Annotated in this window: 21 protein-coding genes and 1 pseudogene; 13 read left to right on the top strand and 9 right to left on the bottom strand. The window is 60.5% G+C overall.

The annotated features are described in order from the left end of the window. Positions 1-2: 2 nt before the first annotated feature. The 3 genes from LB520_RS25155 to LB520_RS25145 all read left to right on the top strand — a co-directional run bounded on the left by LB520_RS25155 (position 3) and on the right by LB520_RS25145 (position 2807). Complete coding sequence (locus LB520_RS25155; RefSeq protein WP_095765758.1) at positions 3-1001, top strand: ABC transporter permease; 999 nt, start codon at positions 3-5, stop codon at positions 999-1001. Next, positions 998-2179, top strand: coding sequence for an ABC transporter permease (locus LB520_RS25150; RefSeq protein WP_140846261.1), 1182 nt, complete (start codon positions 998-1000; stop codon positions 2177-2179). The genes LB520_RS25155 and LB520_RS25150 overlap by 4 nt, the downstream gene beginning before the upstream one ends. 148 nt (positions 2180-2327) lie before the next feature. Further along, positions 2328-2807, top strand: coding sequence for a class I SAM-dependent methyltransferase (locus LB520_RS25145; RefSeq protein WP_140846271.1), 480 nt, complete (start codon positions 2328-2330; stop codon positions 2805-2807). A gap of 31 nt (positions 2808-2838) precedes the next feature. On the opposite strand, the gene LB520_RS25140 is transcribed toward LB520_RS25145, so the two are convergent. Further along, complete coding sequence (locus LB520_RS25140; protein WP_224639747.1) at positions 2839-4254, bottom strand: adenylate/guanylate cyclase domain-containing protein; 1416 nt, start codon at positions 4252-4254, stop codon at positions 2839-2841. A 200-nt stretch (positions 4255-4454) separates the two neighbouring features. Here LB520_RS25140 and LB520_RS25135 point away from each other — a divergent pair, with 200 nt between their 5' ends. The 3 genes from LB520_RS25135 (at position 4455) to LB520_RS25125 (ending at position 7459) form a co-directional block, all read left to right on the top strand. After that, entirely contained in the window at positions 4455-5279 is an 825-nt protein-coding gene (locus tag LB520_RS25135) for a hypothetical protein (protein WP_224639746.1), read from the top strand. Between the two features lie 74 nt (positions 5280-5353). Continuing rightward, positions 5354-5878, top strand: a complete 525-nt coding sequence (locus tag LB520_RS25130; RefSeq protein WP_140846263.1) for a GNAT family N-acetyltransferase — start codon at positions 5354-5356, stop codon at positions 5876-5878. Between the two features lie 195 nt (positions 5879-6073). Beyond that, positions 6074-7459 (top strand): hypothetical protein, encoded by a 1386-nt coding sequence (locus LB520_RS25125; protein ID WP_224639745.1) that lies wholly within the window; start codon positions 6074-6076, stop codon positions 7457-7459. A gap of 196 nt (positions 7460-7655) precedes the next feature. On the opposite strand, the gene LB520_RS25120 is transcribed toward LB520_RS25125, so the two are convergent. Then, a complete protein-coding gene (locus LB520_RS25120) occupies positions 7656-9425 on the bottom strand; it encodes an adenylate/guanylate cyclase domain-containing protein (RefSeq protein ID WP_224639744.1) in 1770 nt (589 codons plus the stop codon). 242 nt (positions 9426-9667) lie between these two features. Here LB520_RS25120 and LB520_RS25115 point away from each other — a divergent pair, with 242 nt between their 5' ends. Together LB520_RS25115 and LB520_RS25110 are read left to right on the top strand one after the other, a co-directional pair. Next, entirely contained in the window at positions 9668-12967 is a 3300-nt protein-coding gene (locus LB520_RS25115; RefSeq protein WP_224639743.1) for an adenylate/guanylate cyclase domain-containing protein, read from the top strand. Between the two features lie 18 nt (positions 12968-12985). Continuing rightward, positions 12986-13666, top strand: coding sequence for a redoxin domain-containing protein (locus LB520_RS25110; protein WP_224639742.1), 681 nt, complete (start codon positions 12986-12988; stop codon positions 13664-13666). A 60-nt stretch (positions 13667-13726) separates the two neighbouring features. On the opposite strand, the gene LB520_RS25105 is transcribed toward LB520_RS25110, so the two are convergent. Continuing rightward, on the bottom strand, positions 13727-16624 hold the full coding sequence (locus LB520_RS25105; protein WP_411969945.1) for a glycosyltransferase: 2898 nt from the start codon (positions 16622-16624) through the stop codon (positions 13727-13729). Between the two features lie 6 nt (positions 16625-16630). After that, on the bottom strand, positions 16631-16849 hold the full coding sequence (locus LB520_RS25100) for a glycosyltransferase family 2 protein (protein ID WP_140846269.1): 219 nt from the start codon (positions 16847-16849) through the stop codon (positions 16631-16633). A gap of 179 nt (positions 16850-17028) precedes the next feature. Here LB520_RS25100 and LB520_RS25095 point away from each other — a divergent pair, with 179 nt between their 5' ends. Continuing rightward, entirely contained in the window at positions 17029-19314 is a 2286-nt protein-coding gene (locus tag LB520_RS25095; RefSeq protein ID WP_224639740.1) for a mechanosensitive ion channel family protein, read from the top strand. 190 nt (positions 19315-19504) lie between these two features. Here the strand turns inward: LB520_RS25095 and LB520_RS25090 are convergent, their stop codons facing one another. From LB520_RS25090 to LB520_RS25080, 3 genes are all read right to left on the bottom strand, one after another. Further along, entirely contained in the window at positions 19505-19807 is a 303-nt protein-coding gene (locus LB520_RS25090) for a hypothetical protein (protein ID WP_245340419.1), read from the bottom strand. A 41-nt stretch (positions 19808-19848) separates the two neighbouring features. Continuing rightward, a complete protein-coding gene (locus LB520_RS25085) occupies positions 19849-20217 on the bottom strand; it encodes a phage integrase N-terminal SAM-like domain-containing protein (RefSeq protein ID WP_224523679.1) in 369 nt (122 codons plus the stop codon). 481 nt (positions 20218-20698) lie between these two features. Further along, a complete protein-coding gene (locus LB520_RS25080) occupies positions 20699-21184 on the bottom strand; it encodes a helix-turn-helix domain-containing protein (RefSeq protein ID WP_224639739.1) in 486 nt (161 codons plus the stop codon). Positions 21185-21424: 240 nt separating this feature from the next. Between LB520_RS25080 and LB520_RS25075 the strand changes: the two genes are divergently transcribed. From LB520_RS25075 to LB520_RS25065, 3 genes and pseudogenes are all read left to right on the top strand, one after another. After that, positions 21425-22339, top strand: a complete 915-nt coding sequence (locus LB520_RS25075; protein ID WP_224545075.1) for an alpha/beta fold hydrolase — start codon at positions 21425-21427, stop codon at positions 22337-22339. 111 nt (positions 22340-22450) lie between these two features. Beyond that, positions 22451-22993: a hydrolase gene (locus LB520_RS25070; protein WP_318012139.1), complete on the top strand. Its 543-nt coding sequence runs from the start codon at positions 22451-22453 to the stop codon at positions 22991-22993. A 47-nt stretch (positions 22994-23040) separates the two neighbouring features. After that, positions 23041-23741 (top strand): annotated as a pseudogene (locus LB520_RS25065) (alpha/beta fold hydrolase); the annotation flags it as partial. Between the two features lie 111 nt (positions 23742-23852). On the opposite strand, the gene LB520_RS25060 reads toward LB520_RS25065, so the two are convergent. Both LB520_RS25060 and LB520_RS25055 read right to left on the bottom strand, forming a co-directional pair. After that, on the bottom strand, positions 23853-24047 hold the full coding sequence (locus LB520_RS25060; RefSeq protein WP_263483825.1) for a hypothetical protein: 195 nt from the start codon (positions 24045-24047) through the stop codon (positions 23853-23855). A 456-nt stretch (positions 24048-24503) separates the two neighbouring features. Further along, entirely contained in the window at positions 24504-25436 is a 933-nt protein-coding gene (locus tag LB520_RS25055; RefSeq protein ID WP_224639738.1) for a LysR family transcriptional regulator, read from the bottom strand. Positions 25437-25931: 495 nt separating this feature from the next. Here LB520_RS25055 and LB520_RS25050 point away from each other — a divergent pair, with 495 nt between their 5' ends. After that, on the top strand, positions 25932-26744 hold the full coding sequence (locus tag LB520_RS25050; protein ID WP_224639737.1) for a helix-turn-helix domain-containing protein: 813 nt from the start codon (positions 25932-25934) through the stop codon (positions 26742-26744). Positions 26745-26909 lie beyond the last annotated feature (165 nt).

The following is a 26909-nucleotide window of genomic DNA, read 5'->3' as shown; positions in this document are numbered from 1 at the left end:
GCGTGCTTCGATATATTGTCTGGCGCATTGCTGTGATGGTTCCGACGCTGCTGATCATATCGGCGCTGGTGTTCACGATCATCGAACTTCCCCCGGGCGACTATTTCGACAGCTATGTTTCCGAGCTTCGGGCTCAGGGCGAAGCGGTGGATTCCGATCGCATCCAGATGATGCGCAAGGAGTATGGTTTCGACAAGCCGCCGGTCATTCGCTACTTCTACTGGGTCGGCGGAATGCTGCACGGCGATTTCGGCTATTCCTTCGAATATGAGCTGCCGGTTCGCGACGTCATCGGGGACCGAATGTGGCTGACCGTGCTGGTTTCCTTCGTCACGATCATCTTCACCTGGCTCATCGCCTTTCCGATCGGCATGTACTCAGCCACCCATCAATACAGCTGGGGCGACTACGGCCTGACTTTCTTCGGCCTTCTCGGCCTTGCCATTCCGAATTTCATGCTGGCGCTGATCCTGATGTATTTCGCCAACATCTGGTTCGGCACGTCCATCGGCCATCTCATGGACCAGCAATATCTCGGCGAGCCGATGAGCTGGGCCAAGGCGAAGTCGATCCTCGCCCATCTCTGGATCCCGGTCTTGATCATCGGCACCGGTGGCACGGCAAGCATGATCCGGCGGCTGCGCGCCAATCTGCTCGATGAGCTACACAAGCAATATGTCGTGACCGCGCGCGCCAAAGGCCTTCATCCCTTCAAGGCGCTGGTCAAATATCCGCTGCGCATGGCGCTCAATTTCTTCATTTCAGACATCGGCTCTATTCTGCCGGCCATCATTTCCGGCGCCGAAATCACGGCGATCGTGCTGTCTTTGGAAACGACCGGGCCGATGCTGATCAAGGCGCTGCAAAGCCAGGACATGTATCTGGCAGGGTCGTTCCTGATGTTCCTCGCCTTCCTTACAGTCATCGGCGTCCTGATTTCCGACCTCGCGCTGGCGCTGCTTGATCCGCGAATTCGTTTGCAGGGCGGGAGCACCAAATGAATACGCAATCGCCGCTGCCCGCTCCGGGTGCTCCACTACAACACTACGTTTCCATTGCGCCCTTTGACCTGCAGTCGGTCGAGGCGATGACGCCTGAGCAGTCGAAAGTCTTCCAGGCGTCGCAGTTGCGGCTGATGTGGTGGAAATTCCGACGGCACCGGCTTGCCCTCATATCCGGCATATTCCTGGCAGCGCTTTATCTTGGGATACTGATCTGCGAGTTCCTGGCGCCCTACAATCTGCACACGCGCAACATGGACTACATCTATTCGCCGCCGCAGTGGGTGCACCTGTTCCACAACGGCCAGTTTGTCGGGCCGTTCGTGTATGGCCGCGAGATGACGCTGGATATGGACACGCTCAAGCGGAACTATATGGACAAGCAGGATGATGTTCAGCGGATCCGTTTCTTCTGCAAGGGCGACAGCTACCTATTCTGGGGTCTGATCGAAGGTGACAGGCATCTTGTCTGCCCTGCCGAAAACGGCCAGCTCTTTCTGGCCGGCACCGACAGGCTGGGGCGCGATGTGCTCTCGCGCATCATCTATGGCGCGCGCATTTCACTGACGATCGGCCTTGTCGGCATCGGTTTCAGCTTCCTGCTCGGCATCGTCATTGGCGGGCTGGCCGGCTATCATGGCGGTATGTTCGACCTGATCGTTCAACGGATAATCGAAGTTCTGCAATCTATCCCCAGCATTCCGTTATGGCTGGCTCTGGCGGCGATCATGCCGATAACCTGGAGTCCGATCCTGATCTATTTCGGCATCACCGTCATCCTCGGGCTGCTCCACTGGACCGGGCTGGCGCGGGCCGTGCGTTCAAAGCTTCTAGCCTTGCGCGAGGAGGATTACGTTCTGGCCGCGCAATTGATGGGCGCCAGCAGCAGCCGCATTATCCGGCGGCACCTCATTCCCGGCTTCATGTCGCATCTGATCGCGACGGCGACGATCTCCATACCCGGCATGATCCTGGGCGAGACGGCGCTGAGCTTCCTCGGGCTCGGCCTGAGGGCGCCGATAACCAGCTGGGGCATCCTGCTCACCGAGGCGCGCAGCGTTAGCGTGATCGCGTTCTATCCATGGCTGCTTTTGCCGATCCTCCCCGTCATTCTCGTCATCCTGGCGTTCAACTTCCTCGGCGACGGCCTGCGGGACGCCGCAGACCCCTACAAGTGACATCGTTGTATTCCGCCGCGCGGCCTGCCGACGGCTCCACCCGGAATGACGCTTGTCGGCGGCCGGTGCGTTATTGCAGGGTTCGTCATTCGCCTCTATATGCGGCAAGCCTCGATCGGGGCTGCTGGTTCAGGACATACAATCGCATATGAGTCGCCTCGACAATTTCATCAGCCGGATGACCGCACAGCGCGACATTCTCAATCAAATCTGCCCCGAGGTGGCGAAGATGGAGGGGCTTGTGCTCGAACTTGGCCTCGGCAATGGCCGGACGTTCCACCATCTGCGCGAGCGCCTGCCCGGACGCCGGATCGTGGTGTTCGACCGCGAAGTTGGCGCACACGCCAGCTCAATTCCCGAAGCTGAAAATCTCGTGCTCGGCGATATACGCGAGACGGCGAGGAGGTTCATCGGCATCGACGCCGCTCTCGTCCATGCCGACATAGGCACCGGCTATGACGATCGCGATGCAGTGACTGCCACCTGGCTTCCCGATCTGATTGCGCGCATGCTTCGCGTCGGCGGCTTCGCGGTGAGCGGCACGCCGCTCGATCACCCGCAGCTGCAACGCCTGCCGGCGCCGACTCCGGAGCCCGCCGATCGTTATTTTCTCTGCAAGCGCGTGTGAGGGTGGAGACGGGTCTTTAGGGACCAAGTCTTCAAGGGATCGTATAGACTGCTATCTCCCGCTCAATGCCGCGCAGCGAGACCTCATGAGGCACGGGCGTCAGCGCCTTCCTTTGCAACAGATCGGCGGTGAGATTGTCGTCGACCACCGCACGAGTGGCGAAGATCGCCTGTGCATTGGCAAGATTCTGGACCCGCGATGCAATGTTGACCGTCTGGCCGAAATAGTCCTGTCGCTCGTTCATAGACACGGCGATGCAGGGGCCGGAATGGATTCCGATCTTGAGCAGCAGATCCTCGCGCCCGCTCTCGTCGTTGAGCGCACGCATGGCATCGCGCATCCTGAGGGCCGCGGCAATCGCACGATCAGGCGTCGCGAAGGTCGCCATCACCGCATCGCCGATCGTCTTCACCACCGCGCCAGCCTCCGCCGCGACGATCTCGTGCAGAACCTGAAAATGCGCGCGCACGAGATCGAAGGCCGAAAGATCGCCCACCCGCTCGTAAAGCGCGGTCGATCCGCGCAGGTCGGTGAACAGGAAGGTCAGGCTGGTGATCTTCAGGCGCTGGTTGATGTCGAGCGTATCCGTGCGATAGAGATCGCGGAACGTCTGATTGGTGAGCAGGCGCTTGGCTGTGAGGAAGGGCCGGCGCCTGCCCAGCAGATCGTGCAAGCCCTGACTGGCGATGAAGACCGTCGGCAGCACGCGTGTGTCGGTCCTGTTCTCCAGCGAAATGCGCAACGGCCCGGGTTGCATCTCCAGCGTCTGGCTCTGGACATGGTCGCGGTCGAAGACCAACGAAAGGCTTCGGCGCTCCTTTGTCGGCTCACCCTTCACGTCGATGAACTGCACCGAATGGGTAACCGGCTCGAAGACGATGATGAAATCGGACGGAAGCTGTACGGTCAGAACCGCCTTTTCACCGGGCGCAAGCTCGATGTCCTCCAGCGAGATCTCTTCCATCCTTTTCGCGAAGTCTTCATCCGGCAGATCGACGCCGGACGCCCAGTAGATCTGCCGGAAATACTCCATCAACGGCAGCTCATGCGGATTGTGGGCGGCGATCCTGCGTATGCGGGGACTGACGGTGAACGTCACCTCGACCATCTCGTCGAGGGTCGGTGAATAACCCTCGGCGCACAGCGTGCAGGTGTATTCGTCCTTTTGCACCGTTTTCAGCGTGGCGTTGGTGTCGAGCACGCCGCCACAGCCGGGGCACAGAACATTCCACGAAATGTCGAAGATGCCGACCCGCGCCGCATGGAGAAAGGCGCCTATGGTGCGCTCCTCGTCGAGGCCATGCTTGCTGGCGAAGGCCGGCGCATTGATGCGGCAAAGCTCACGGTCCCCGCCTTCCGCGATGGTTCGCTGGATCGCGTCGATTGCCAGTGGATCGACATCTGGTGATTGCCGCAAAAGCGAGAACAGATCCTGAGCTTCGTTCATCGTGCAGGCTCCGAAAATGCGCCCAAGCCATGTTGACCGGACCGCTCCTTGGTCCGGCCGCTGCATTTTACTTCGAAACGGACCGTGCGACCATTCGAATAGACAAACCTGATGACGGTTCAATTCCATTCGGCAGATTTTCACCGGCCGCAAGCGGCACTATGATGGTCCACGGGCATTCACCTTGGGGACTCTCTCCCATGCCGACATCCGACAATCCGCCATTTCCCGCGGCCCTGCGCCTTTTTTCGGTGGCGGTCATCATCGTCCTGATCGTGGGCGCGGGCCTGTTTTTCGCGCCTGTGCTGGTCAAGCCGAGGTGGCCTTGGGCCGTCACCCCGTTCAATGCCCGCTTCCTCGGAGGCTTCTACACCGCCGAAATGGTCGTGATGGCGGCGCTGCTGTTCTGGAACCGCTGGTCGCCCGGCAGGCTCGTGCTGGTCATGGCCTTCATCTTCACGGTCATCGTCTCGGCGGCTTCGTTCATCAATCTCGGCTATTTCAACTTCGAGCGCAAAGCGCCGTGGCTGTGGTTTTTGGTCTATCTTGCCTCGGCCGCGGTATCCGGGCTGTTCCTGTGGCAGGCCTGGGATCGTCCTTCTGCAAAGGGCGTCACCTTAAACCCGGCATGGCGCGGCTACATGCCGGTGGAATTGGCGATCCTCGGATTCTATGGCATCGGCCTGTTGGTGTTTCCCCTGACATTCAGTAGCTTCTGGCCATGGCCGATCGATGCCTTCCACGCGCAGGTCTACAGCGCCATCTTCCTCGCCGGCGCGGGGGGCATATTTCTCGCCTGGAGAAGCGCGCCGCGCGAGGAGCTGGTGGTGCTCGGCCTGGCGCAGTTTTTGGTTGGCCTGCTTGCCGTCCTTGGCCTCGTCATCACCGACGCTGCGGTGCACCGGATCGACTGGGCGGCGACCGGGACGTTGTGCTGGCTCGCTCTTTTCGGCTGGATCGGCATCAGCGGCGTCTTCAAACTCCACGCCGCCTCCCGGTATTTTAGCTCGCAATCGGCATCATAGCTTGCAGACACGGCTGGATTTCCAGGTGAGGTCCGGTGCATCGTGCCGGACCGATTGCCTTCGCCGGGAACGCCATGACCAGCACGACCTCGCCATCGTCCGAGAAGATCCGGCCACAGCTCCGACCCATCCGGTCAAGCGATGCGGAGGCGCTTTGCGCTATCTTCAACATGCCGGGTTTCCGCTGGGGCACGTTCAGGATGCCTTTCGAGAGGGTGGAGCAGGTGGAGCGGCGTATCGCCAAGTCCGGCCAGGAAACCACCTGGATCGTTGCGGAGGTGGACGGCAAGATCGTCGGCCATGGCAGCCTGATCGTACAGGGCTCGCCGCGCCGTTCGCATATCGGCGAGATCAACATCGGCCTTCACGACGCCTTTGTCGGCAAGGGCATCGGCTCCGCCATACTTGGCGCGCTGCTTGACGTGGCCGACAACTGGCGGGCCCTGAAGCGGGTCGAATTGACCGTCTATGCCGACAACGAACCGGCTATCCGTCTTTACACGAGCCACGGCTTCGAGATCGAAGGTCGGCATGTGAAGGCCGGTTTTACCGACGGGCGGTACCACGACCTCCTGAGCATGGCCCGGCTGCGGTTCTGAGATCCGCTGTTGGCCTTGGCCGTGCAGCCGATCTGACATTTTGTGCCGAGTCGGCGAACGGGTGATTGCTGATGGAGAACTCCGTGGGATACGGTCAATTTCGTCTTACACCATTTGATCGCGTTGCGTGGGCCGAGCGCGTCCAGCAAGTCTGGTTCCCTTGGCCTCTGCACCGCAAGCGGCTGACGGGAACCAATGACCGCCGTCTTTGACCCGACCCCTACGCCTCCGGTGGAAATTCTGGCTTTGCTGTCGCCACTCTGCCCGGAAGTCGTGCGTGACATCGAGCAGAACTGGAATGCACCGGTTTCCGACTACGCCCGCCATCTGTGGCGGCCGGTGGCAAGGCCTACATCCGGCCCCGCGATCGCTGCCCGCTCGATCCTGCGCGAAGTCCTGCATCAGCGCCTCGGTGTGATTATGCAGCCTGAGGAGATCGGCAAGGCCCTCGAAGAGTTCGAGCACAGACCGGTGATTCAGTCCGGCCTGCACTGCCTGCTTCTGATGGACCGGATCACCTTCGATGCCCTCCTGCTTGCTTGGCTCGGCGCGGTCGAAAACGGGCTGTCGGCCTTCTTCGGCTTCATGGGAACGACGATGACCATGGAAACAATTGGCCGGGAGGGGCCGGGATGGCTCGATGTCGGCGACGACAAGATCAACCTGTTCGGCATGGGGCGCCACAAACTGTGCCGCAAAAGTGTCTGCGTGGCCGGTCCCGTCTCCCTCAACAAGCGCGCGCTCGAAGCGGTGGGCGATGAAACGGATGCCAGCCGCTGGCTGGGCACACTGCTTGGCAGTCAAGACAAGGTGTTTGGAACCGCTGCCGATGCGCTGACAGCCTTCAACCAGGATCTGGTCGCTAATTGGGATCGATCCGGCATGGCCCTGCCGGTTTTCATCGATGATCGGCTCGCCGCGGCTGCCATGGCTCGGCATCTGGAACATGACGACAGCCTTCTGTCCAGGCTGCTCGTTGAGCCCGCAAGGCGCCAGCGTCTCGAACGTGCCTTGCAAGAGACCGCATCGGGCCCATTTGGCAGATTCCTGCCCAATGCCACGGCCTATTTCTGGGGCATCCGCGAGGAGCGCGTGCGCAAGCTCGTCCTCGAGGGCGGGCACCTGATCGAGCCTGACAGGCCGCATGGTCTTTCCATCCCGTTCGAGCGACCGCATCTCAGGCAGGCGCTGCTGGACGGCATGCTGCTGCCGAACTTGTTCCTGGCGTTCCTCGTTCTTGCCATATTGCCCCGCGTGCGGGTTGTGGGCGGCCTGAGACAGATTGGCTATGTGGCGCTTTTCCACTCGATCCTGCTGGCCGCGCTGGACGAAAACGCGCAGGAAGAGCGCGATCTGGCCGCGGAGCTGCAGGTTCAGGAAAATGCGTGGGGCGTGCGGGTCATCGATGAAAGGATCTCTGTCCGCGAGCAGCTTGCCGGCCTACCCGAGGGGGCGCTCTTCCCGGAACTGCTCCGGCAATATCGTTTGCGGACATTTGCCGAGACGACCGACGACCTGAAACTGGTTCGCGAAGACGCCCGGTGGCGCAAGGTCGGCCAGGCAGAGATCAAGGCGACCTGAGCCTCACTTCAGCCCTTATCTCAGGCTGTTTTTCTAGGGTGCAACCGCAAGCGACGGCAATTTATCGGTGAGCCTCTGGCGTCTGATCCGGCCGCTTCCTTGAGGGTTAGCAGCAGTCAAACGGAAACAAAACGGTTACGGAGGCTCCATCGCGATCGGCTGCAGTTCAAGGCCAGACCTGACTTGGCCTCACCTGTCATTGCACGATACCGGCCTTGCGGAGCCCGTCCACGACGAGTTCGAAATCGGCAGGGTTCTTGTAGGGCAAGACTTTGCGTCGGTAGTCCAGCGAATAGTCCGGATTGACGCGCAGCACCTCCTGCCATGCCCCACGGGCCTCGTCGAAACGGCCCAGATGGCCGTAGCTGGCGGCCAGAAGCGCGCGCGAGACATCGGTGGCAGCGTTGCGAGCCAGCCGTTGCAGCAAGAGGTCAACGGCCTCTTCGTATCTTCCGAGTTGAAACGATGCCAAAGCCTGGAAATGCAGAAGCACATCCGGAAAGTATGGATTCAAGGTCTTGCCCCGGGCGAAACTCTCGAGCGCCTCTTCGGACCTGCCCGAATAGTGCAGCGCCTCGCCGAGGATCACGTGCCCTTCGGCGAAGTTCGGATTGAGGGCTATCGCGTGCTCGGCCTCGTTGATGGCCTTATCGTGCCGTCGTGTATACAGCTTGACGATAGCCAACGCCCAGTGCGCCCAGGGATCGCTCTCATCCAGCGTTACCGCTCGCGTCGCAGCCTCTTCCGCTTGCGCCATCGATTCCGGCGGCGACCCACTCCACCTGTTCAGGTAATCGAGCCCGTGCGTGAGGGCGAGGAAGGCGTGGGCAGAGGCAAATTTCGGATCAAGTTCGATGGCACGTTGCAAAAGGTCGCGGGCTGCGACGTTCGTCTCCTTCGTCAGGCGGTGCCACAGCTCTCGGCCCCGTAGGAAATAGTCATACGCCTCCGTGTTGCGCGCATACTCGGGCGCCAGCCGCTGACGGTCGCCCTCAGTCAGATTGAGCGCCAACGCACCGACGATCTGCTGCGTCACGTCGTCCTGCACGGCGAATATGTCGGTCAGGTCGCGATCGAACCGCTCGGCCCAAAGATGGCCGCCGGAGGCTGCATCGATGAGCTGCGCGGTAATGCGCACCCTGTTCCCCGACTTGCGTACGCTGCCCTCAAGTACATGCCGCACGCCGAGCTTCGAGCCCACCTCCTGCACCTGGACGTTCTGGCCCTTGAAGGTGAACGACGAATTGCGTGCGATGACGAAGAGCTGCGACAGTTTGGACAGCGCCGTGATGATGTCTTCAGAGATGCCGTCGGCGAAGTAATCCTGTTCGGCGTCACCGCTCATGTTGGCGAACGGCAGGACGGCGATCGACAATTTCGGCGGCGCTGCCGTCGCGGGCCGGCTCGGCGCGGTTTCCGGGGTCGCGGCCGCCTTGGTCCCGGCGCCGACTTGCAGCGAATAGACCCGGATCGGCTCGGCGATGTTCTTGAGCTGTGTGCTGCCGAGATCGCTGACCGAGAGGTCGAGCCTCGCCTTGACCTGGCGATAGGCATCCTCGGACAGGCAGATGGCACCGGGCGCCGCGACGCCCTCCAAACGCGAGGCGATGTTGACGCCGTCGCCCATCAGGTCGCCGTCGCTCTCTTCGACCACATCGCCCAGATGGATGCCGATCCTGAACTCGATGCGGCGGTCCTGCGGCACGCCGGCATTGCGCTCGACCATACCATTCTGAACCTCAACGGCGCAGCGCACGGCATCCACCACACTGCGGAACTCAACCAGCGCCCCATCCCCGGTGCGTTTGATCACCCGCCCGTGGTGCACTTCGATGGTCGGATCGATCAGGTCGCTGCGCAGCGCCCGCAACCTCGCCAAAGTACGATCTTCGTCCGCGCTCGCGAGCCGGCTGTATCCGACCACATCGGCAGCCAGGATTGCCGCTAGCTTACGATTCTCGCTCATGGGTCGTCTCCTCATCTCCAGGATAGCAGGAAGACGGAGGGTAAGAGGGAACTTTCGCAAGGGACGGCCAGGCAGCCGCCCGAATCGACAGCGCTCTGCCACAGAACCCACACTAATCGCTCGATGCCCATTTGCGTTGCCGCTTGCTGGTCGACGGCTATCGGTTCATCCTTGTGTGAATACCCGGCCGTGAAGTGCGTAGCTAGATCACGCCGTCACGGCCCCTGGTGAGGTCTTGTTCGATGGACTGCGCGGGCTGCGGTTTCGAGGTTGAGGACGGTTACGCTTTCTGTCCGAGGTGTGGCAGGCGCCAGCCCGTGCCATGCTCCAGTTGTGGCTACGTCTGCGCACCTGATTTCGAGTTCTGTCCGAAATGTGGGACAAGCGTCGGTGCGCCGGCAAAAGCCGTCGAACGGCCTGATCCGACACCAAGCCGGACCATTGTGCCGCCTTCTCGAACTCCGTCGCTGCTTGCAAACATCGAAAGCGAAGACGGGCTGCATCCCGTCTCTGACGCCGATCGCAGGACGGTAACGGTCTTGTTCGCCGACCTTTGCGGCTTCACCACACTCAGCGAGCAGCTCGACCCAGAGGTCATGCAAACGCTGCAGAACGAACTGTTCAAGGAATTGACAGCGGCAGTGCGAAACTTTGGTGGTTTTGTCGACAAGTTCATCGGCGATGCACTGCTTGCCTTGTTCGGTGCACCGGTCGCGCATGAGGACGATCCGGAACGCGCGCTTCGCGCCGCTCTCGACATGATGGCCCGGACGGCACGGCTCGGCGAAAGCACCTTCCACTCCGGCTCGCCTCTGTTGCTTCACATCGGCATAAACACTGGTCCGGTCGTTACTGGGGGATTGGGCATCGGTACCGCCAAATCCTATTCGGTAACCGGCGATACGGTGAATACGGCGCAACGCCTGCAATCGCTGGCCGCACCGGGTGAGGTGCTGGTTGGCGAGCTCACTCACAGGCTGACCCGGCATGCCTTTGCTTACGAGTCGCTGGGTGATGTCGTGCTTCGCGGCAAGGCTGGCAGCGTGCTCGTCCACCGACTGGATGGACCGCTTGCGACGCCGCGTGCAGCGCGCGGGCTCGAGGCGCTCGGCCTCAGCGCGCCGATAATAGGCCGCGGTGCGGAGCTCAATAGAATGCTGGCCAGCCTTGATCAGGCGTGCGGCGGCTCGGCCCAGCTTGTCCGCCTCGTCGGAGAAGCCGGTATCGGGAAATCGCGGCTGGTGAGGGAGTTCGTCGCCCGCGTCGGCGACGAGGATTGTTTTCGCAACGTCGCCGTGCGGCAGGCCACGTGCTCGCCGCTTGGCGAACAATCATTCGGCGCTTTGGGTGCAGTGGTGCGCAGCGCTGCCGGGATGATGCAAAACGACAGTGGGGAGGAAATGCGGGGCAAGCTCGCAGACTTGCTTACCGATCTCGGCCTGCAGGGCGAGGAGGTGAAGCGGCTGATGCCTTTGCTCTACCATGTGCTTGGGCTTGGCGACCCCGACGCCACCTTGCAGTATGTCGAGCCCGAGCAACTGCGGCGGCAAATTCTCTACGCGGTCCGCACGATCATCGAACGGCGGCTTGCGTTGTCGCCGCTGTTGATTGTCGTCGAAGACCTCCACTGGGCCGACGCCGTGTCGCTCGAGGCACTGCGTTTCGTGATGGACAGGTTGGAACGCACGCGGTTGATGTTGCTGGTCACGCATCGTCCGGCGCCGCACAACGACCAGCTCGACTCAAGTCGAGTCAGTCACACGGCGCTCAGGCTTTCGCCGCTCAACGGTGATGACGGTCGTAGCCTGCTGGCGGCGCTTTTCGGCGAGAGCTGGGTAAACACCGCAGGAGGGCTTCCCGACCAGATCCTCGAGCGCGCGGGCGGCAACCCGCTTTTCATAGAGGAGATTGTTCGTGGCCTTATCGATCGCGGTATTCTGGTGCGCGAGGGCCAGCGATGGCGGACTGTGGCAGGCGAAGTCGCAACCGGCATTCCCGCCACTATCCAGGCAATGTTGCTTGCCCGCGTCGACCGACTGCCCCAAGAGGTGCGACGGTTGGCCCAGGAAGCCGCGGTAATCGGCCCGCGCTTCGATGCCACACTTCTAAAAGCCGTGACAGCCGACCCAGGCCGCCTGGAAGCCGGCTGCGAACTGCTTTGCGATGCGGAAATCATCGAGGAAGTTGCCGGATCAGGTTCGGTCTCATCGCAAAGCTACCGCTTTACGCAAACATTGCTGCAGGACGTGATCTATCAGAATCTGCTCCTGCAACGCCGGACCGACATCCACGGGCGGATCGGTGCCGCCTTGGAGCAACTGTGCGGCGACAAGCCGGAACGGCTCGAGGATTTGACCGTGCTCGGTCATCATTTCGCACAGAGCGCCGAGCGGGAAAGGGGCGCGCAATACCTGCAGGCGGCGGGCGATCGCGCTCGCATGATATATGCCAACGACGACGCCCTTCGTTTCTACGAGCGAGCCATGACTGCGTTGGGCGCGGTCGGGCAAACACCGCTCAAACTGGCAATTGCAGAGCGCATTGCCGATTTGAGCGGTCCGCTAGGCCGCCGCGAGATCGCGCACCAGCACTACGAGACGGTCTTGCAGGCATATCGCGAGTCGGGCGATCGCGTCGCTTCGGCGCGAGTTTTGCGCAAGATCGGTCGGCTGTTCTGGGACGTCGGCAAGCGGGACAACGCAGAATCCAGTTATGCCGAAGCAGCAGCGCTTCTCGATGGCGCGGATGCCCCGGTCGAGCAGGCGCATCTCTGGCAAGAACGTGGCCGACAGGCGTTTCGTGGCGGAGATCACGCTCTCGCGGCAAAATGGGCAGACGCGGCGCTGGATTGCGTACGCACTCTGACAGCCGAGCATGCCTCAGAGATGGGGCGTGATGCCACTCTTGTGACCGCCGAGGCACTCAATACCAAGGCTGTTGCGCTGGCTCGCCTTGGGCGAGACCATGAAGCCGTGCGTCAGATTGAGCGCAGCATCGAATTGGCCGAAGCCGCCGGTCTGCTGGGCGCGGCCTGCCGCGGCTACACCAATCTCGGCGTGCTCTACACGACCATCGATCCGGCACAGGCCATAAAGGTCTGTCGCCGCGGTCTTGAAGTGGCGCGCCATATTGGTGATTTGGGCTTCCAGGCGCGCCTCCTCGCCAACTTGGCGGTTGCTTGTTGCACTTTCACGGATCGCTGCCCAACGGAGGGCGTGCCTGCTGCCGAGAAGGCCATCGAGATCGACCGGGCGCTCGACCAGCGCGAGCACCTGCCGGTGCCGTTGATCGTGCTTGGGCAGATCCACCAGTGCAACGGTCGTCCGGAACTGGCGGTTGGCTTGTTCCAAGAAGCACTGGACGTAGCGCGCGAAACGAGTGAGCCCCAACTGCTGTTTCCGTGCTATGATGGCCTTGCAACGCTTAATCTCGACCTCGACAACCTGGCCGAGGCTGAGCGCTACTTTTCCCTGGCGCAGGGTATATGCGCCCAGCACGGGCTCGACCCGGAAGCGCTTGTGGTGCTGCCTTTTCTCGACTAGCCGGGTGGGAGGTTGAAAATGTCCGCGCGTATTGACTTGGTACCGCTTCAACCGGGCGACCGTGCGCCGAATGTGGTGCTCGACGCCATTACCCAGGATGGCAAGATCGCGCTTGACGACTTTCGCGGACAAAAACCGGTGCTGGTCGGCCTATTTCGAGGTCTGCACTGTGCGTTCTGCCGGCGCCATATCGCCGCCCAGGCGCGGCTTGACCCGGAGCTGCGCGAAAAGGGGGTGGAAAGCCTGACGGTGGTCAATACTCCGATTGAGCGGGCGCGTCTCTATTTCCGCTACCACCCGATGCCGAATCTGCTTGCGGCTTCCGACCCCGAACGCGCTTCACATCGTGCCTTTGGACTGCCCAACCTCGAATTCACCCAAGACGAAACGAACTGGCCGTACAAGGTCTCGATGACAGCGGCAAAGGATATGCGGGTCGACATACCAGGCGAGTTGCCCGCTCCCATGGATCCTTTTGCGGCCAGCGAATTCCTCGACAAGAAGGACCATTACGAAGTGACCGAGGCCGACGAGCAGATGATGGCAACGGGTCGCGGACAACTGATCGGTCAGTTCCTGCTGGACCGTCAGGGGGTCGTCCGCTGGAGCTTCACTGAAGTCCCAGAGGGTGGGCGATACATGTTTGGGGCGCCGAACCCGCAGGAGCTGATGTCAGCCGTGTCCCAGGTCGCCCAATAGGCTTGCGACCAAGGTAGTCGGCGGACACCGACAAAAAAGCAGAAGAGGTTTGTTCACCGTTCATTCGAGTACGGCCTCGACAGTGGCAACAAAGTCGTCGAGCGAGCGATCCCCGCGAACCTCGATGCGCGGAAGGTCGATGGGGTCGCAATCGAGGTCCGCCGGCCCGTGTTTGCCGCCGAAGCCGATCCGATAGCCGCACTCTTTGGCCAGCCGGCCAAGCCGTCGGTCGGTGACAGAGAAGGGTGCCGCGAACGTCGTGGTTGGACGACCGGTCCACCGTTCGATGAACATACGAGAACGCAGGAGCTCGGCGGCCAAGTCAGAACTCGACAGACCATCGATCGCGCGATGCGTCGCCAGATGGCTTCCGAAGAACGCACCTTCGCCGGCGAGGCGTCGCACCATCCCGGCGTCCATAAGCTGCGTCGGCGGACCACTGTGGGCGTCCCACTGGGCACTTTTGCCCACCAAGTCCGTCACCAGGAATACTTCCGCGGTCAGGTCGTTCTTGCGCAAGGTCGGCCAGGCATGGTCGGCAAAGTTCTGGAAGCCGTCATCGAAAGTGATGAGCACTGGGCGGCCAACGAAAGGGTGGCGGTTGGCAATGGACCATTCCAGCTGCTCGGACATAATCGCGTGAAAGCCATTGGAACGCAGCCATGCCATCTGGCCTTCGAATGCGGCGGGCGTGCACCGAAAACGGGCGAGCGCGGCCGGACCATCATCGGCGACGCTGTGATACATAAGGACAGGGATACGCTGCCGCCGCTCGCTACGTGCGACGTCGCGGCGCAAGGCCCGTGCCCCGCCCCAAACGATATTTCGCGCGACCCCAATACCGATGGGTGCGCGGATCGGCACATGATCAATCATCGGTTCCGTCGCCACGTCGTCTGGTGACAGGCGGTGGAAGCGGTCTATGCGATAGAGCTCGGTCTGGATCGATTGCTCGAGGACGAGGCCTTCAGTCGCTGCCAGCGTCTCTGAGATCGCTTGTGCGCCGAAAGTGTTCCAGTCGAAGCCCGTCCTTTCAACATTGTCACGGAGTACGAATGCGTGTGCGCTGATGAAACTGCCGCCAGGCGCCAACGCCTCAACAAATTTCTTGGCGATACGCCGCAACTCGGCGAGATCATCCAGGTAGTAGAGCACTTCCGAACAGACGATCAGATCCATCCCACCTGGCAGCGTGTCCGCCGAGAAATCCAGCACACCGAATTCAACATTCGGCTGATCGCTGCATCGCGCGCGCGCCCGCCCGATGGCTATGGCGGAGATGTCAGTTGCGGTCAAATGGCCCACTCGCGGCGCCAGCTGCCGCGTGAAGTGGCCCTCCGCGCAGGCCAGCTCAAGCGCCCGTCCGATAGGACCGGCAGGCAGAATTTCGAGCTGCCGCTCATATTTTTCCTGCTCATAGGGTGAACTGTAGTTCCAGGGGTCCTCCGTCGCGAAATAACGATTCCAGAAAGACGTGCGATCATTGTCGTGGTCATCCGCGGCCCGTGGACGGCGCGGCACTGCAAGAGGCTCTGTAATTTCGGCGCTCGACCGAACCAGCCCCTGCGCTTCAGCGACCAATCGGGCGAGTTCGCCGAAGTGGCTGTCCGGATCAGACGGATGCTCCGCCATGGGCAACGACGCCTCGGCTGCAGACAGGTTTGAATCGTCGGCAACGCCGCTCTGCGAGGCCAGCTTAATCCAATGGCTCCTTGTCACTTTCCCGAGCGCGCCGAACTGCACGCGGGCCCCGATCCGGCCGTCCACCATCAGATAGGCATAAATTTGGTCGATTCCTTCCGGCAATTCTATCGAGATCGGATTTCGAGCGTCGACGCGAATTCCCAGTGTCCGTGCCAGCCTGCGCGGCGCGGCGAGATCGTCGAAGTCGAGAAGCATTTGCTCAAGGTGATACTGGACGCGGCGACCCGCAGCGGGATCGTCCCAGATCTTGCCGAGTTCGATGATCAGATCGGTGAGAGAGCCGCCGAACCTCTCCCATCTGGCAGCCAGTTGCGTTGGCACCGATAGGCTTCCTACCAAAAGGCCATCGAAGACCACCTTGGCGACCTCACGCGCCCACTTACGTCCTGCCGGGAGCGCGCGCAGGGACTGCGGGTTGATCGAGTGCGAGCCGCCGCCGCAATCCGACGCGGCGTTCCACAGTGCGAACCACGCGAGTGCCTGGGAAGCGGTGCGGCCGTTCGCCTCGATCGCTCCATTGGCGTGAGCCGATGCTGGGTGTTTGACCCTGGGATCAGGAGAAAAGCCGCGGGCGATCACGATTTCCGCATCTGCCAGCATCTGCGTCGAATTGCGGGAGAGCGAGTTGGGGCTGACGCTATAGAAAGCGAGCGGCTCGTCGACCATCACCCAACGTTTGCCTAGACGTGCGAGGCGCTGCCACAGATCCCAGTCCTCGCAGGTGCGCAGCGACACATCGAAACCGCCCAACTCGACAATTGTCTCCCGGTCGACCAGCAGCGCGTGAGTGCGAATGGCACACCGGCGGGCGAAAGTTTCGAAGGGCTGGATCGCAACCTCAGTTGAGATGCTCGACGGGGTGAGTTCGCCATCGGGCATCACGCGCCGAGAACCGCAATAGGCGGCCACTGCATCGGGCGTGGTTTTCAATGCGGCCAGCATTTTCGCAAGGAAGCTGGCATCCACCCAATCGTCCGCGTCCAGAAACATGAGCCATTGGCCGCGCGCTGTCGAAATCCCGCTATTGCGCGCGCCGGCGGCGCTATACGCGCAAGACCTCAACGCCCGAAATCGGGCATCGTGCTCCACATAACCGGCAATGATAGCGGGGGTGCGGTCCGTGGAGGCGTCGTCGACGATGATCGCCTCCCAATCCACTATTTCCTGATCGAGAAGGCAATCGAGCGCGCGCGCCAGCGTTACCTCCGCGTTGTGCGCAGGAACCACGATTGAAACCAAAGGATTAGACGCCACGCCGTCCTACCCGCGCCTAGTTCGAAGGTGGAACAGGATGCGTTGGTCTTTCTCGGCGCAGGCCGTCACAATCGACGCCGATCCGTCCGTCGACCCATCATCCATCACGACTATATCCAGTACCTGGTAGGTCTTCCGGCGGATGCCGGCAAGCGTTGCGCCGATGGTTTTCTTGGCATCGAACATCGGTATCACACCGCCTGCGGTAGCATTGTCCTGGATCATCGAGCTTTCGTTTTCTTCGGCAAGAGTCGGCGAATGTCAAAAACGTGCCCGGCGCAACGGTCTAGCTCGGAACGATGAAGTCTTGCACCACAACTTCGGCTTCTTCAAGGTAGGAGTAATGGGGGACATAGACGTCGTTGCCTGCCGATTTGAGGGAAGGTTAAACCACGATGCCACTCATGAATCGACGATTGGGAGCCGGGTATCTGGCGCGCCCGGCACGACATTTCGGAGATCTGACGGCACTGCTGGCGGTGATTGCCGGGTCGCTCGTCCTTGGGATCGCCCTCTTGTTGGCCGGTCCGGTACAGGCACAGGCGCCGGCGGCCGTCCCGCCTGAAAAGGTCAAACAGCTGTTCGAGCTTCTCGACGATCCGTCAGTGAAGGCCTGGGTGGCCGAACAGCGAAAGCAGGGCTCCGGGCCGACGGGAGCGCCTGCCGAGGCGGGAGCTTCGCCGGCCGACATATCGTCTGACCCCGCGGCCGCACCGGGCCAGATGAATACGATGGCATCCTCGACGCTCGATCGGATCAAGCATCATATCGAAAGAATTGCGCGAACCGTGCCTTTGCTGCCAGGTCAGTTCGCGCGCGTTCGCACGGAGACCATGGACGATATGTCAAGCAAGGGCTCTGCCGGCGTATTCATGCTGATTGCGATCTTCATCGCCGCCGGCGTGGCGCTCACCTGGGCAATGTACAGGCTCACCCGTCCGTTTCGTCTTTGGATCATCGCGCAGTCGAAGGATACGCCGATTGGGCGAGCCAAGAAGATTGGCGGCCGCACGCTTTATTCCAGCCTGCTGATCGTATCGTTCGCGCTGGGCAGCGCCGGCGCGTTCATGTTGTTCGACTGGCCAATGCTTATCCGCGAGATCGTGCTGACATTTCTGATGGCTGCGGTCGTTACGGCGGGTGTGCGCATGTACCTCGCAGCCATGCTCGTCCCTTCCTTCATGAAAGTCGAGAACGCCGTCGAGGTTCGTGCTTTGCCGATCACCAACGAAACGGCCGACCATTGGTTCTATTGGCTACCCCGGATCGTCGGCGTCTTCGCCTTCTTCGGCGCGGCGTTTATCCTCTTGCCGGGTCTCGGCATCGATCGGGACGGAATGCTGGTCCTGTCAACGGGCGCCGATTTCGTACTGCTGTTGCTCTTGCTGCTTGCGGTTTGGCGTCGACCAAGAACACAGCGAGACGGTGCGCACCAAAGCGGCCACACGGCAGCGACATGGCTATTGACTGCTTATTTCGTCGTTCTGTTCCTGCTGCGCATCGCCGGCCTCAATATATTATTCTGGTTTACCTTCGCCGCATTCTTCCTGCCTTTGGCGGTCGTGCTGACGCAGCGCGGGGTCAATTTCGTCCTGCGGCCGGGTTCGGAGGATGCTGGCCGGCCTACGATCCCGGCGGTGACGATCGCTGTCATCGACCGCGGAGTCCGGATGATCTTGATCCTGGCGGCGGCTTATTTTCTCGCGCGTGTCTGGGGCCTGGACATGCAGTCGATGCGGGACAGCGATACGACGACCACGGTCGTATTGCGCGGCCTGATCAATGTCGTGGTCATTGCCCTCGCAGCCGATTTCGGCTGGTCGATCATCAAAGCTTTGATCGAACGAAAGCTGGGCATCGAAACACCGCACCCTGTGATCGGCGACGAGGACGTCCCGATCCTCGATCCGCAGCAGGCGCGGCTGCACACGCTCTTGCCTATCCTCCAGAACATTCTGCTCGCATCGATCATAGTGATGGCGGTGCTTATGATGCTCGCCTCGCTGGGTATCCAGATTGGCCCGCTGATCGCTGGCGCTGGCGTCGTCGGCGTCGCGGTGGGCTTTGGGGCACAAACCATCGTCAAGGACATCATTTCGGGCGTGTTTTTTCTGCTCGATGATGCGTTTCGTGTCGGCGAATATATTTCCTCGGGCAATTACAAGGGTACTGTGGAAAGCTTTTCGCTGCGCTCGGTGAAGTTGCGCCACCATCGTGGTCCGCTGTTCACGATACCTTTCGGTGAACTCGGGGCAGTTCAGAACCAGAGCCGTGACTGGGTTATCGACAAATTCAATATCACCGTCGGCTATGACACGGATATCGACTTCGCCCGCAAGCTAATCAAGCGGATCGGGCTCGAACTGGCGGAAGATCCCGAGTTCAAACACTGGGTGCTCGAACCGATCAAAATGCAGGGCGTACAGGAGTTCGGCGAGTACGGCATCGTATTGAGGGTCAAGGCCACAACCAGACCGGGAGGCGCCTTCAACATGAAACGCAAATTCTATGTACGTCTCCGCCAGGTCTTCAAGGAGCAGGGCATCGAACTCCCATTCCCGACCGTCCACGTCGAGGGGCTGCAGAACCCACATGGGAACGCGCCGTTGGAGATCACACCCGAGTTGAAAGTGGCCGTCGCGCAGTCGCACACCAATCGGCGCAGAAAAAAAGCCAGCACAACGGAGTAGGAAAGCTGTGACACCTGCGAGTCACAGTACAGCTTTCCGCGTATCGCCCGTGGCAGGGATACTCTTTCTTTCCGTGTCCCTCGGACCGATCATTGCCGCATTCGGTGATGTTTCGAAAGAGGCTGGAGGAGAAATGAGCCCAGTTCAAGCAGGTCGACGGCAAGTTCGTCCTGCCGGCCGCTTCAGCACCTCATGCACCCAGTTCCGGATCGAGCGCCGAGGTTGGTTCGTCGTGGACGCGGTGGGTCATGTGGACCTTGGCGAGCATCTCCAGCGCCAGCTCCTTCGCTTCCCTGGCGGGAAGCCCGCGCACCTTGCGCACGGCGATCGCGACGTTCTCCGTCACCGAAAGATGCGGCCAGAGATTGGACAGCTGGAAGACCATTCCCATTTCGGCGCGTTGCGGGGCGAACGGCGATCGTTCATCGGCCGGCCGCGGTTGACGCCGATCCGTTCGCCATCGAGATGGATTTCCCGGCGCTCGGCTCCTCAGGCAGCGCAGGCAGGTGGCCTTGCCCGAGCCCGAGGGGCCGATCAGCGCGATCTCTGGCCGGCGGCCATCTCGAAGTCGATGCCTTTCAACACTTCCATCTGCTCGTAGCTCTTGCGCAGGCCCGTCGCCAGATCGGGACGATCGACCGTATGTGTGAAGAAGAAGCGCAGCGCCGACACGATGCTGTTCATCCTCGGCACGGGAACACCGTCGTCCTGCTGCTCGATCTGGAACCGGCGCAGGTCGTCGGTGGTCGCTGTGTCTGGTGAACGCCCGAGGAACGTCGCCAGGCGTCCGATGTCACCCAGATAGTTGCGCTGCGTCTCCCGTGAGAAACGCCGCATGTTCATGTCGTCGATCAGCCGCTGACGAAGTGGACTGATAGGTGCATCAAGAACAGGATAGGGCATGGTCAGGCTCCTTGTTGAAGAAGCCCGTGATGCTCTGCCGCTGCCGAACCACCCTCAATGCGAGCGCGACGTCCGGCTCGTGATCTCTACCTCACCCCACGCGCCCATCCCGCGCAGCGGGTTCGTTCTTCGGGCTTCAATTCGGTCATCTCGAACATTCATTGGGAGGGCAGTCCCTTGAGGCTAGCGGACGACGATTGGTGAAGCTCGGAATGCGGCGATAACGCGGTAAGCACTCGTTTTGGTCTGCCGAAATGACAAACAAGGAAGCGGTGACTTCTTCCGAATATCTGCGCCATTTCAGACTTCACAGCCACGATCAAAACCTGACGACCAGCGAATGTCGGTTTCAGTGGCTGGCCGTCCCCGCAAACACTTTCATCATAAATCAATAACCGTCCCGGTCTAACCGGGGCGGCCTTATTGTTTGATCGATACGCGATCGAGCAAGTTAGGACGCCCAGGCGCGATGTATCGCGCCTTAGGCAGCGGCAAAATCGGATTCCTGTGTCGGATGGCTCCTGCGCCAAGCCCCGGGTGAGTAGCCAGTGATCGTTCTGAAGGCACGCGTAAAATGGCTCTGATCGGCAAATCCGTTGGCAAGTGCCACTTGAGCCAGCGCGTCGCTTGTTTGAAGCAGCGCTTTTTGTGCTTCTCGAATCTTCGCGGCAAGATACCAGCGATGCGGCGACATTCCTGTAGAAGCCTTGAAAGCACGAGCAAAATAGCCCTCGGAAAGTCCGATCATATCGGCCAAGTCCTTTAAAGGGATGGCTCTGGGTAGACTCTGCTCCATGAGCACGGTCACTCGGCGGAGCCGTGCGGGGGCAAGTCCACCCCGTTTTTCCTCCTGCCCTCTCAAGCCGAACAGATTGTACGATATCGCCAGGGCGAGGCTATCTCCATAGAGGCGATCATCGGGTTCTTGCTCGAGCAGTTTCAGCTTCGCGCCAGCATCGTCAACCATTCCCCCACTTCTGTCCATGACGCGCCCTCGACCGTGGGACAACAGCCTATCACCCTTGGTTTCGCTCGGAACGAAAAAATCGTCCGCGCGCAAGGGCGGCGCGAGAAAAGGGCTGCTTCCTTCAATCCAGGTCAGATTCGAGCAATCCAATAGGAGCACGAAACCTATTGTTCCCGAGGCCAGGTCGTCAGCCGGGCCGACACAGCTCGGTTCACATGCTCAAAGCTTCGGGAGAACAACATGCTCAAGATAGTGATAGCGGCGTTAGGCGTGATGCTTCTTACGTTGCCGGCGTCGGCTCGGATTGTCCCCTTTCCGTCTGAATTTAAGGCGCAGTCGATCGACACCAACGGCACCAGCCTTTACGTCCGAGTTGGCGGCAAGGGGCCTGCGGTGCTCTTGCTGCACGGCTTTGGCGACAGCGGCGACATGTGGGCGCCGCTCGCCGCCAGGCTGATGAAGGACCATACCGTAATCGTGCCGGACCTGCGCGGCATGGGGCTCTCGGCCCATCCAGATACCGGCTACACCAAGAAAAACCAGGCGCTCGACATTGCCGGCATCCTGGATCATCTGAAGATCGACAAGGTGGATCTCGTCACCCACGACATCGGCAACATGGTCGGCTATGCCTTCGTCGCCCAGTATCGCGACCGCGTCACACGCTGGGCCGTCATCGATGCGCCGCTGCCGGGCATCGGCGATTGGGAAAACATCATCCGCTTGCCGCTCTTGTGGCACTTCAACTTCCGTGGCCCCGACATGGAGCGATTGGTTGCGGGCAGAGAGCGCATCTATCTCGATCGCTTCTGGAATGAGCTGTCGGCGAACCCCAAGGCCATCGATGAAGCGACCCGTAAGCATTATTCGAAGCTCTACGCCCGACCGCGTGCCATGCACGATGCCTTCGAGCAGTTCGCCGCGTTCAACCAGGATGCGGCCGACAACAAGGAATTCGTTGAAAAGGGCGGCAAGGTTGCCATGCCGGTGCTGGCGCTGGGTGCAGAAAAATCCTTCGGCGCGGGTCAGGCGGATGTTCTTCGCTTTGTCGCAACCGATGTGACCGCCGGGATCATACCCGGCTCCGGACATTGGATCATGGAGGAGAATCCCGACGCCACGATAAAGCTGGTCACGGATTTTCTCGCCAGATAGCTGCCCGGCAACATGGCCAAGTACAGCACCTGAAGGCACAGACCCATGGCAAGCCGACCCACGCGCAATCCAGTCGAGGACCACCTCTTAACACCCAGCAACTGCGCCGTCGTGATCATCGACTATCAACCGGTCCAGGTAACCTCCGTAGTGTCAATGGACCGGCGGACCCTTGTCAGCAACATTGTAGCGCTGGCGAAGACGGCGAAACTCTATGATGTACCTGTCGTGTTGACGACAGTGAACGTCAATACCGGTCGCAACCAGCCTCTCATTCACCAACTGCGCGACATCTTCCCGGCCGTTGAAGCGATCGACCGCACCGCGATTAATGCATGGGAAGACAAGGACTTTGCCGACGCTGTCAGGGCAACCGGCCGAAAGAAGCTCGTTATGGCCGCTCTCTGGACCGAGGTCTGCCTGGCCTTTCCCGCGCTCGATGCATTGCGCGACGGTTTCGAGGTTTATGCAGTGGTCGATGCCGTCGGGGGCACCTCCATGGAGGCACACCGGGCCGGGCTCGAACGCATTCTGCAAGCAGGGGCGGTGCCCGTCAGCTGGGTTCAGTTCGCCTGCGAACTGCAGCGCGACTGGCTCCGCGAAAAGACGGTTCCGGCCTTCGCGGAAATCGTCTTCGCGGTCGAAGGACATTGAGCCGATATCTCCGAAAGCCTCAGCTTCGCGCTCGACGGGAGAAGAAAATGAACCAGGAAGTCCTCAACCCCGTCGATGATCGCTTCGAGAGCCGCGGCGGTTTGAAGATAGCTTTTCGGTCGTGGCGCCCATTCGCCAATCCGAACGGCGTCGTCGTTATCGTCCCCGGGTTCAATTCGCACAGCGGCTACTATGGTTGGGTGGCCGAGCAGTTCATAGGCGGCGGGCTGGCCGTCTATGCCGTTGACCTGCGCGGACGCGGCAGGTCGGATGGCGAGCGCTTCTATGTCGACAGTTTCGACGACTATGTGAGCGACGTCGCGGGTGTCGTGGAGATCGCGAAGTCGCGGGAGCCCGGTCTGCCCGTGTTTCTGCTCGGACACAGTGCAGGCGGTGTGGTCGCCTGCCTCTACGCGCTAAAAAACCAAGCTGGGCTGGCGGGGCTGATCTGCGAGAGCTTCGCGTTCCAGGTGCCGGCGCCCGACTTCGCCCTTGCGGTGCTCAAGGGGCTTAGCCACATCGCGCCACACGCGCATGTCTTGCACCTCAAGACCGAGGATTTTTCTCGCGATCCGGCCGTCGTCGAGGCTATGAATGCCGATCCACTCATCGCCCATGAAACCCAGCCGACCAAAACAATTGCCGAGATGGTTCGCGCCGATGAGAAGCTCAAGGGCAGTTCCCACTGATTAAGCTGCCCTTGCTCATCCTCCACGGCACGGCCGACAAGGCGACGAAACCGAGCGGCAGCCAACTCTTCTATGACACCGCCGGCGCCGTCGACAGGACGCTGAAGCTGTATGACGGCCATTCCATGACCTCCTCAATGACAAGGATAAAGAGGTGGTCATGGCCGACATCAAAGGTTGGGTCGACGAACGTCTTTGAAATCGATGATCAACCTCAGGCGCCGGCGATCAGCGCCCGACTGTCCGTACATGGAGATTCGTCCCTCACTCCCAAACAGCTCGGCCTGCGACAGCAGAAGTTCGAAAACCGTCACTCCCTTCCGGTCGCCGCTAACAAGGAGATCATGCGAGCGTGACAGAGCCATGATCCGCTCACGAACCTGCCGCTCGAAAGCTGTGGGATTGTGCGCCGCTTGTTGATCATCGAGGAATGACGCAATATTGGTTTTTTGACCCGGTGGTTGACTTCGCGCATCAACATTCGAATGCGATGCTCGTGCTCCTTCGTTGCCGTGATATCCCGGGCGACTTTCGATGCGCCGATAATCTGCCCGGCATTTTGCGCACGGGCGATATCGTCAGCGAGCCTGGAACAATGTGAATGCCAATTCGGCGCCGATGCCGAGCGCTGTCCAAAACGACCAGGCCTCGCCGCCATGCCCGGAGGGCACCCTCAACGCCCCGAATCCAGGCCACTAGAGACTACTTGCCGTGACCTGTTGGAAATGGATCGGGTGCGGTGTGGAGCCTCGCAATGTCGTTGCCGTCCGTCGGCGGAGGCGCACCGCGGTGAGTCTCATCGTTAGAGCTCTCCTGCAGCTTCACCAGCAGGTAGCCGGGATTAGCGGATGATCCGATCGAACTCTCGAGAAACGGTTTTCCACGAACTTCATCACCCGGGGACTGCGGTGTCTTTGCGCTGGGTAGAGCGCATAGATGGATCGCTTCTCGGAACGCCAGTCGGGCAAGACGGGCACCAGCGCGCCTGCCGCCACTTCGTACTCAACGAAGAAATCCGGCAGGTAGCTGATCGCCGATCCTATCGCCGTGAAGTACTTCGTCATCCAATAGTCGTTGACCTTGAACTTGCCGATCGGCTTCGCCTCGGCAATGGCCTTGTCTTTGCGAAGCCGCCATCGTTCGACCACGCTGTTGCGCATGTAAACCACGCCGTTCAGCCGCTCGATGTCGGCAATGGTTTCCGGCGTTCCGTGCCGGGCCAGAAAGTCGGGGCTGGCATACAATGCGTAGGAGATGGCGCCCAGGGTTCGACGCATCAGGGCCGAGTTTGGAGGCTCGCCAACATAGATCATGCAGTCGAAATCGAAGTCCCCCACGACAAGCTTGCCGTTCGGGATGATCTTCACGTCTATATCGATGTTCGGGTTATCGCGCAGGAGGAAGTGCGCCGCAGCGCCGATGATTGCCGTCCCAAATTCGGAACTGGCAATAACACGGACACTCCCGCTGATGGACGAGTGAGCGCGCTGTGCAGCGCTGGCCGCGTTATCGCAGCTGTCGAAAATGGCCGTACAATTGTCGAGATACTCCCTCCCGGCGTCCGTAAGTTCCAGCCCTCTGCGCCTGCGTACGAACAGCTCTACCTGAAGCGCATCCTCCAATGTCTGCAAATAATGGCTGAGCGTCGACTTGGGAACGCTATAGGTGTCCGCCGCTCTCGATATGCTTCCAGCGCGGGCGATCTGAACAAAGCAGCGTATGTCCTTCAGTTCATAAGACGGATTGGCTTCCATGTTCAAAATCCCGAACGGAGGGTTCGATGATGCGATCTGTTGTCGATTAAGAGCTCAGCTTACCGTCCTCGACGCTGCCGAGAGTCAGGGATTTGGCGGCGGGAAACTGGTGCAGCGATGATCGTTTGGCAACACGGCAGATTGGCAATTTTGACGTACTGACGTGCATCTATCATGGATAGAGGATAGAGGATCGAGGCCGCCTGCTCTTCCGAATATTGCTCGTTCCAAAATCGAAAATCCGCCACTCGACCCGCGGCTGGCTCAATGTCACGCGGCTTGCTGGGATTTCACAAATGTGAATTGGATGGGAACCGGGCACTCGCAACTAACGTTGGGTTTTGACATGGGATTAGGCGAATACATTTTAGGTGAAGCTAAAGGATGACTTGTGTTACAGGCTAAAATGGCATGACTTCTTCGGAATGCGGTCTAGATGCTGGTCCTCCTTCCGCCGATGCTGATCTGGAATCCGTACTTTCGAGGACCGACGGCTTGGCGATCGCGACCAGGCGGGGAACAGCCGCGTATTCACTCTCGCCGCCAGGACCATACACCTTTCCGGCCAGTCACCATGTTGTATATGTCGGCCTCGACTTCGCGCCGGGCACCTGCGCGAGACTGGGTGACGGCAAGACCGAGCGCTATGACGCGCCGGCAGGAGCCATCATCGTGAAGCCGGCACGTCTTAAAGCTCGCCTGCATTTGTCGGAGGCGCGCGAAAGTTCGATTATCGTCTACCCTGACAACAGCCTGAAGGAACTTGCGAGACAACAGTTCGGCACTGAACAGGTCGAGTTGAAGCCTCCGCCCCTCGGCACGCTCGATCACACCGCCCTGCGCATTGGGCAGTTGCTCAAAGCCGAACTTACCAAAAAGCAGGGCGCGGCCGAGTTTTACGTCGAGCGCCTCATAGATATCCTCGGAGTTCATATCCTTCATGCCTACACATCGCGGGACAGGGAACCCCAGCAGCTCAAAGGCGGGCTGACGCGAAAAGCGGCGCGCAATCTGGAGCACTTCCTGAGGGCTAACCTTGCCCGGAAAATCTCCGTGGGCGAGTTGGCGACGCTTGCCAATCTTTCGCCAAATCATTTCATCCAGGCCTTCAGCCGAACCTTTGGGAAGTCGCCGCATCGCTATCTTTTGGATCTGCGGCTGGATCACGCAACGCGGCTGCTTTCTGAGGGAGACGCGACCATAACGGACGTCGCCTATCTCAGCGGGTTCTCCAGTCAGAGCCATTTGACGGCTGCGATGAAGAAATATCGGGGGACAACCCCGACGCGCTTCCGCTCCTCGATCTGAAATCGTCGAACCGAGGGTCGTTCATTAAAGCTATATTAGCCTTACGGAATAACAACTTGTGCTATTCGAGTAACACTTTTGTCTAAGTTGCGCTTCACGCACCGATCATCCGGAAGTTTTTACAAAACACCGGGATTTTCTGAAATACGCAACGTACAGTTCATG

Source organism: Mesorhizobium sp. CA12, assembly GCF_020165255.1.
Lineage (GTDB): Bacteria > Pseudomonadota > Alphaproteobacteria > Rhizobiales > Rhizobiaceae > Mesorhizobium.
Note: the sequence above shows the minus strand (reverse complement) of the source record. Positions and strands in the feature narration are given on the sequence as shown.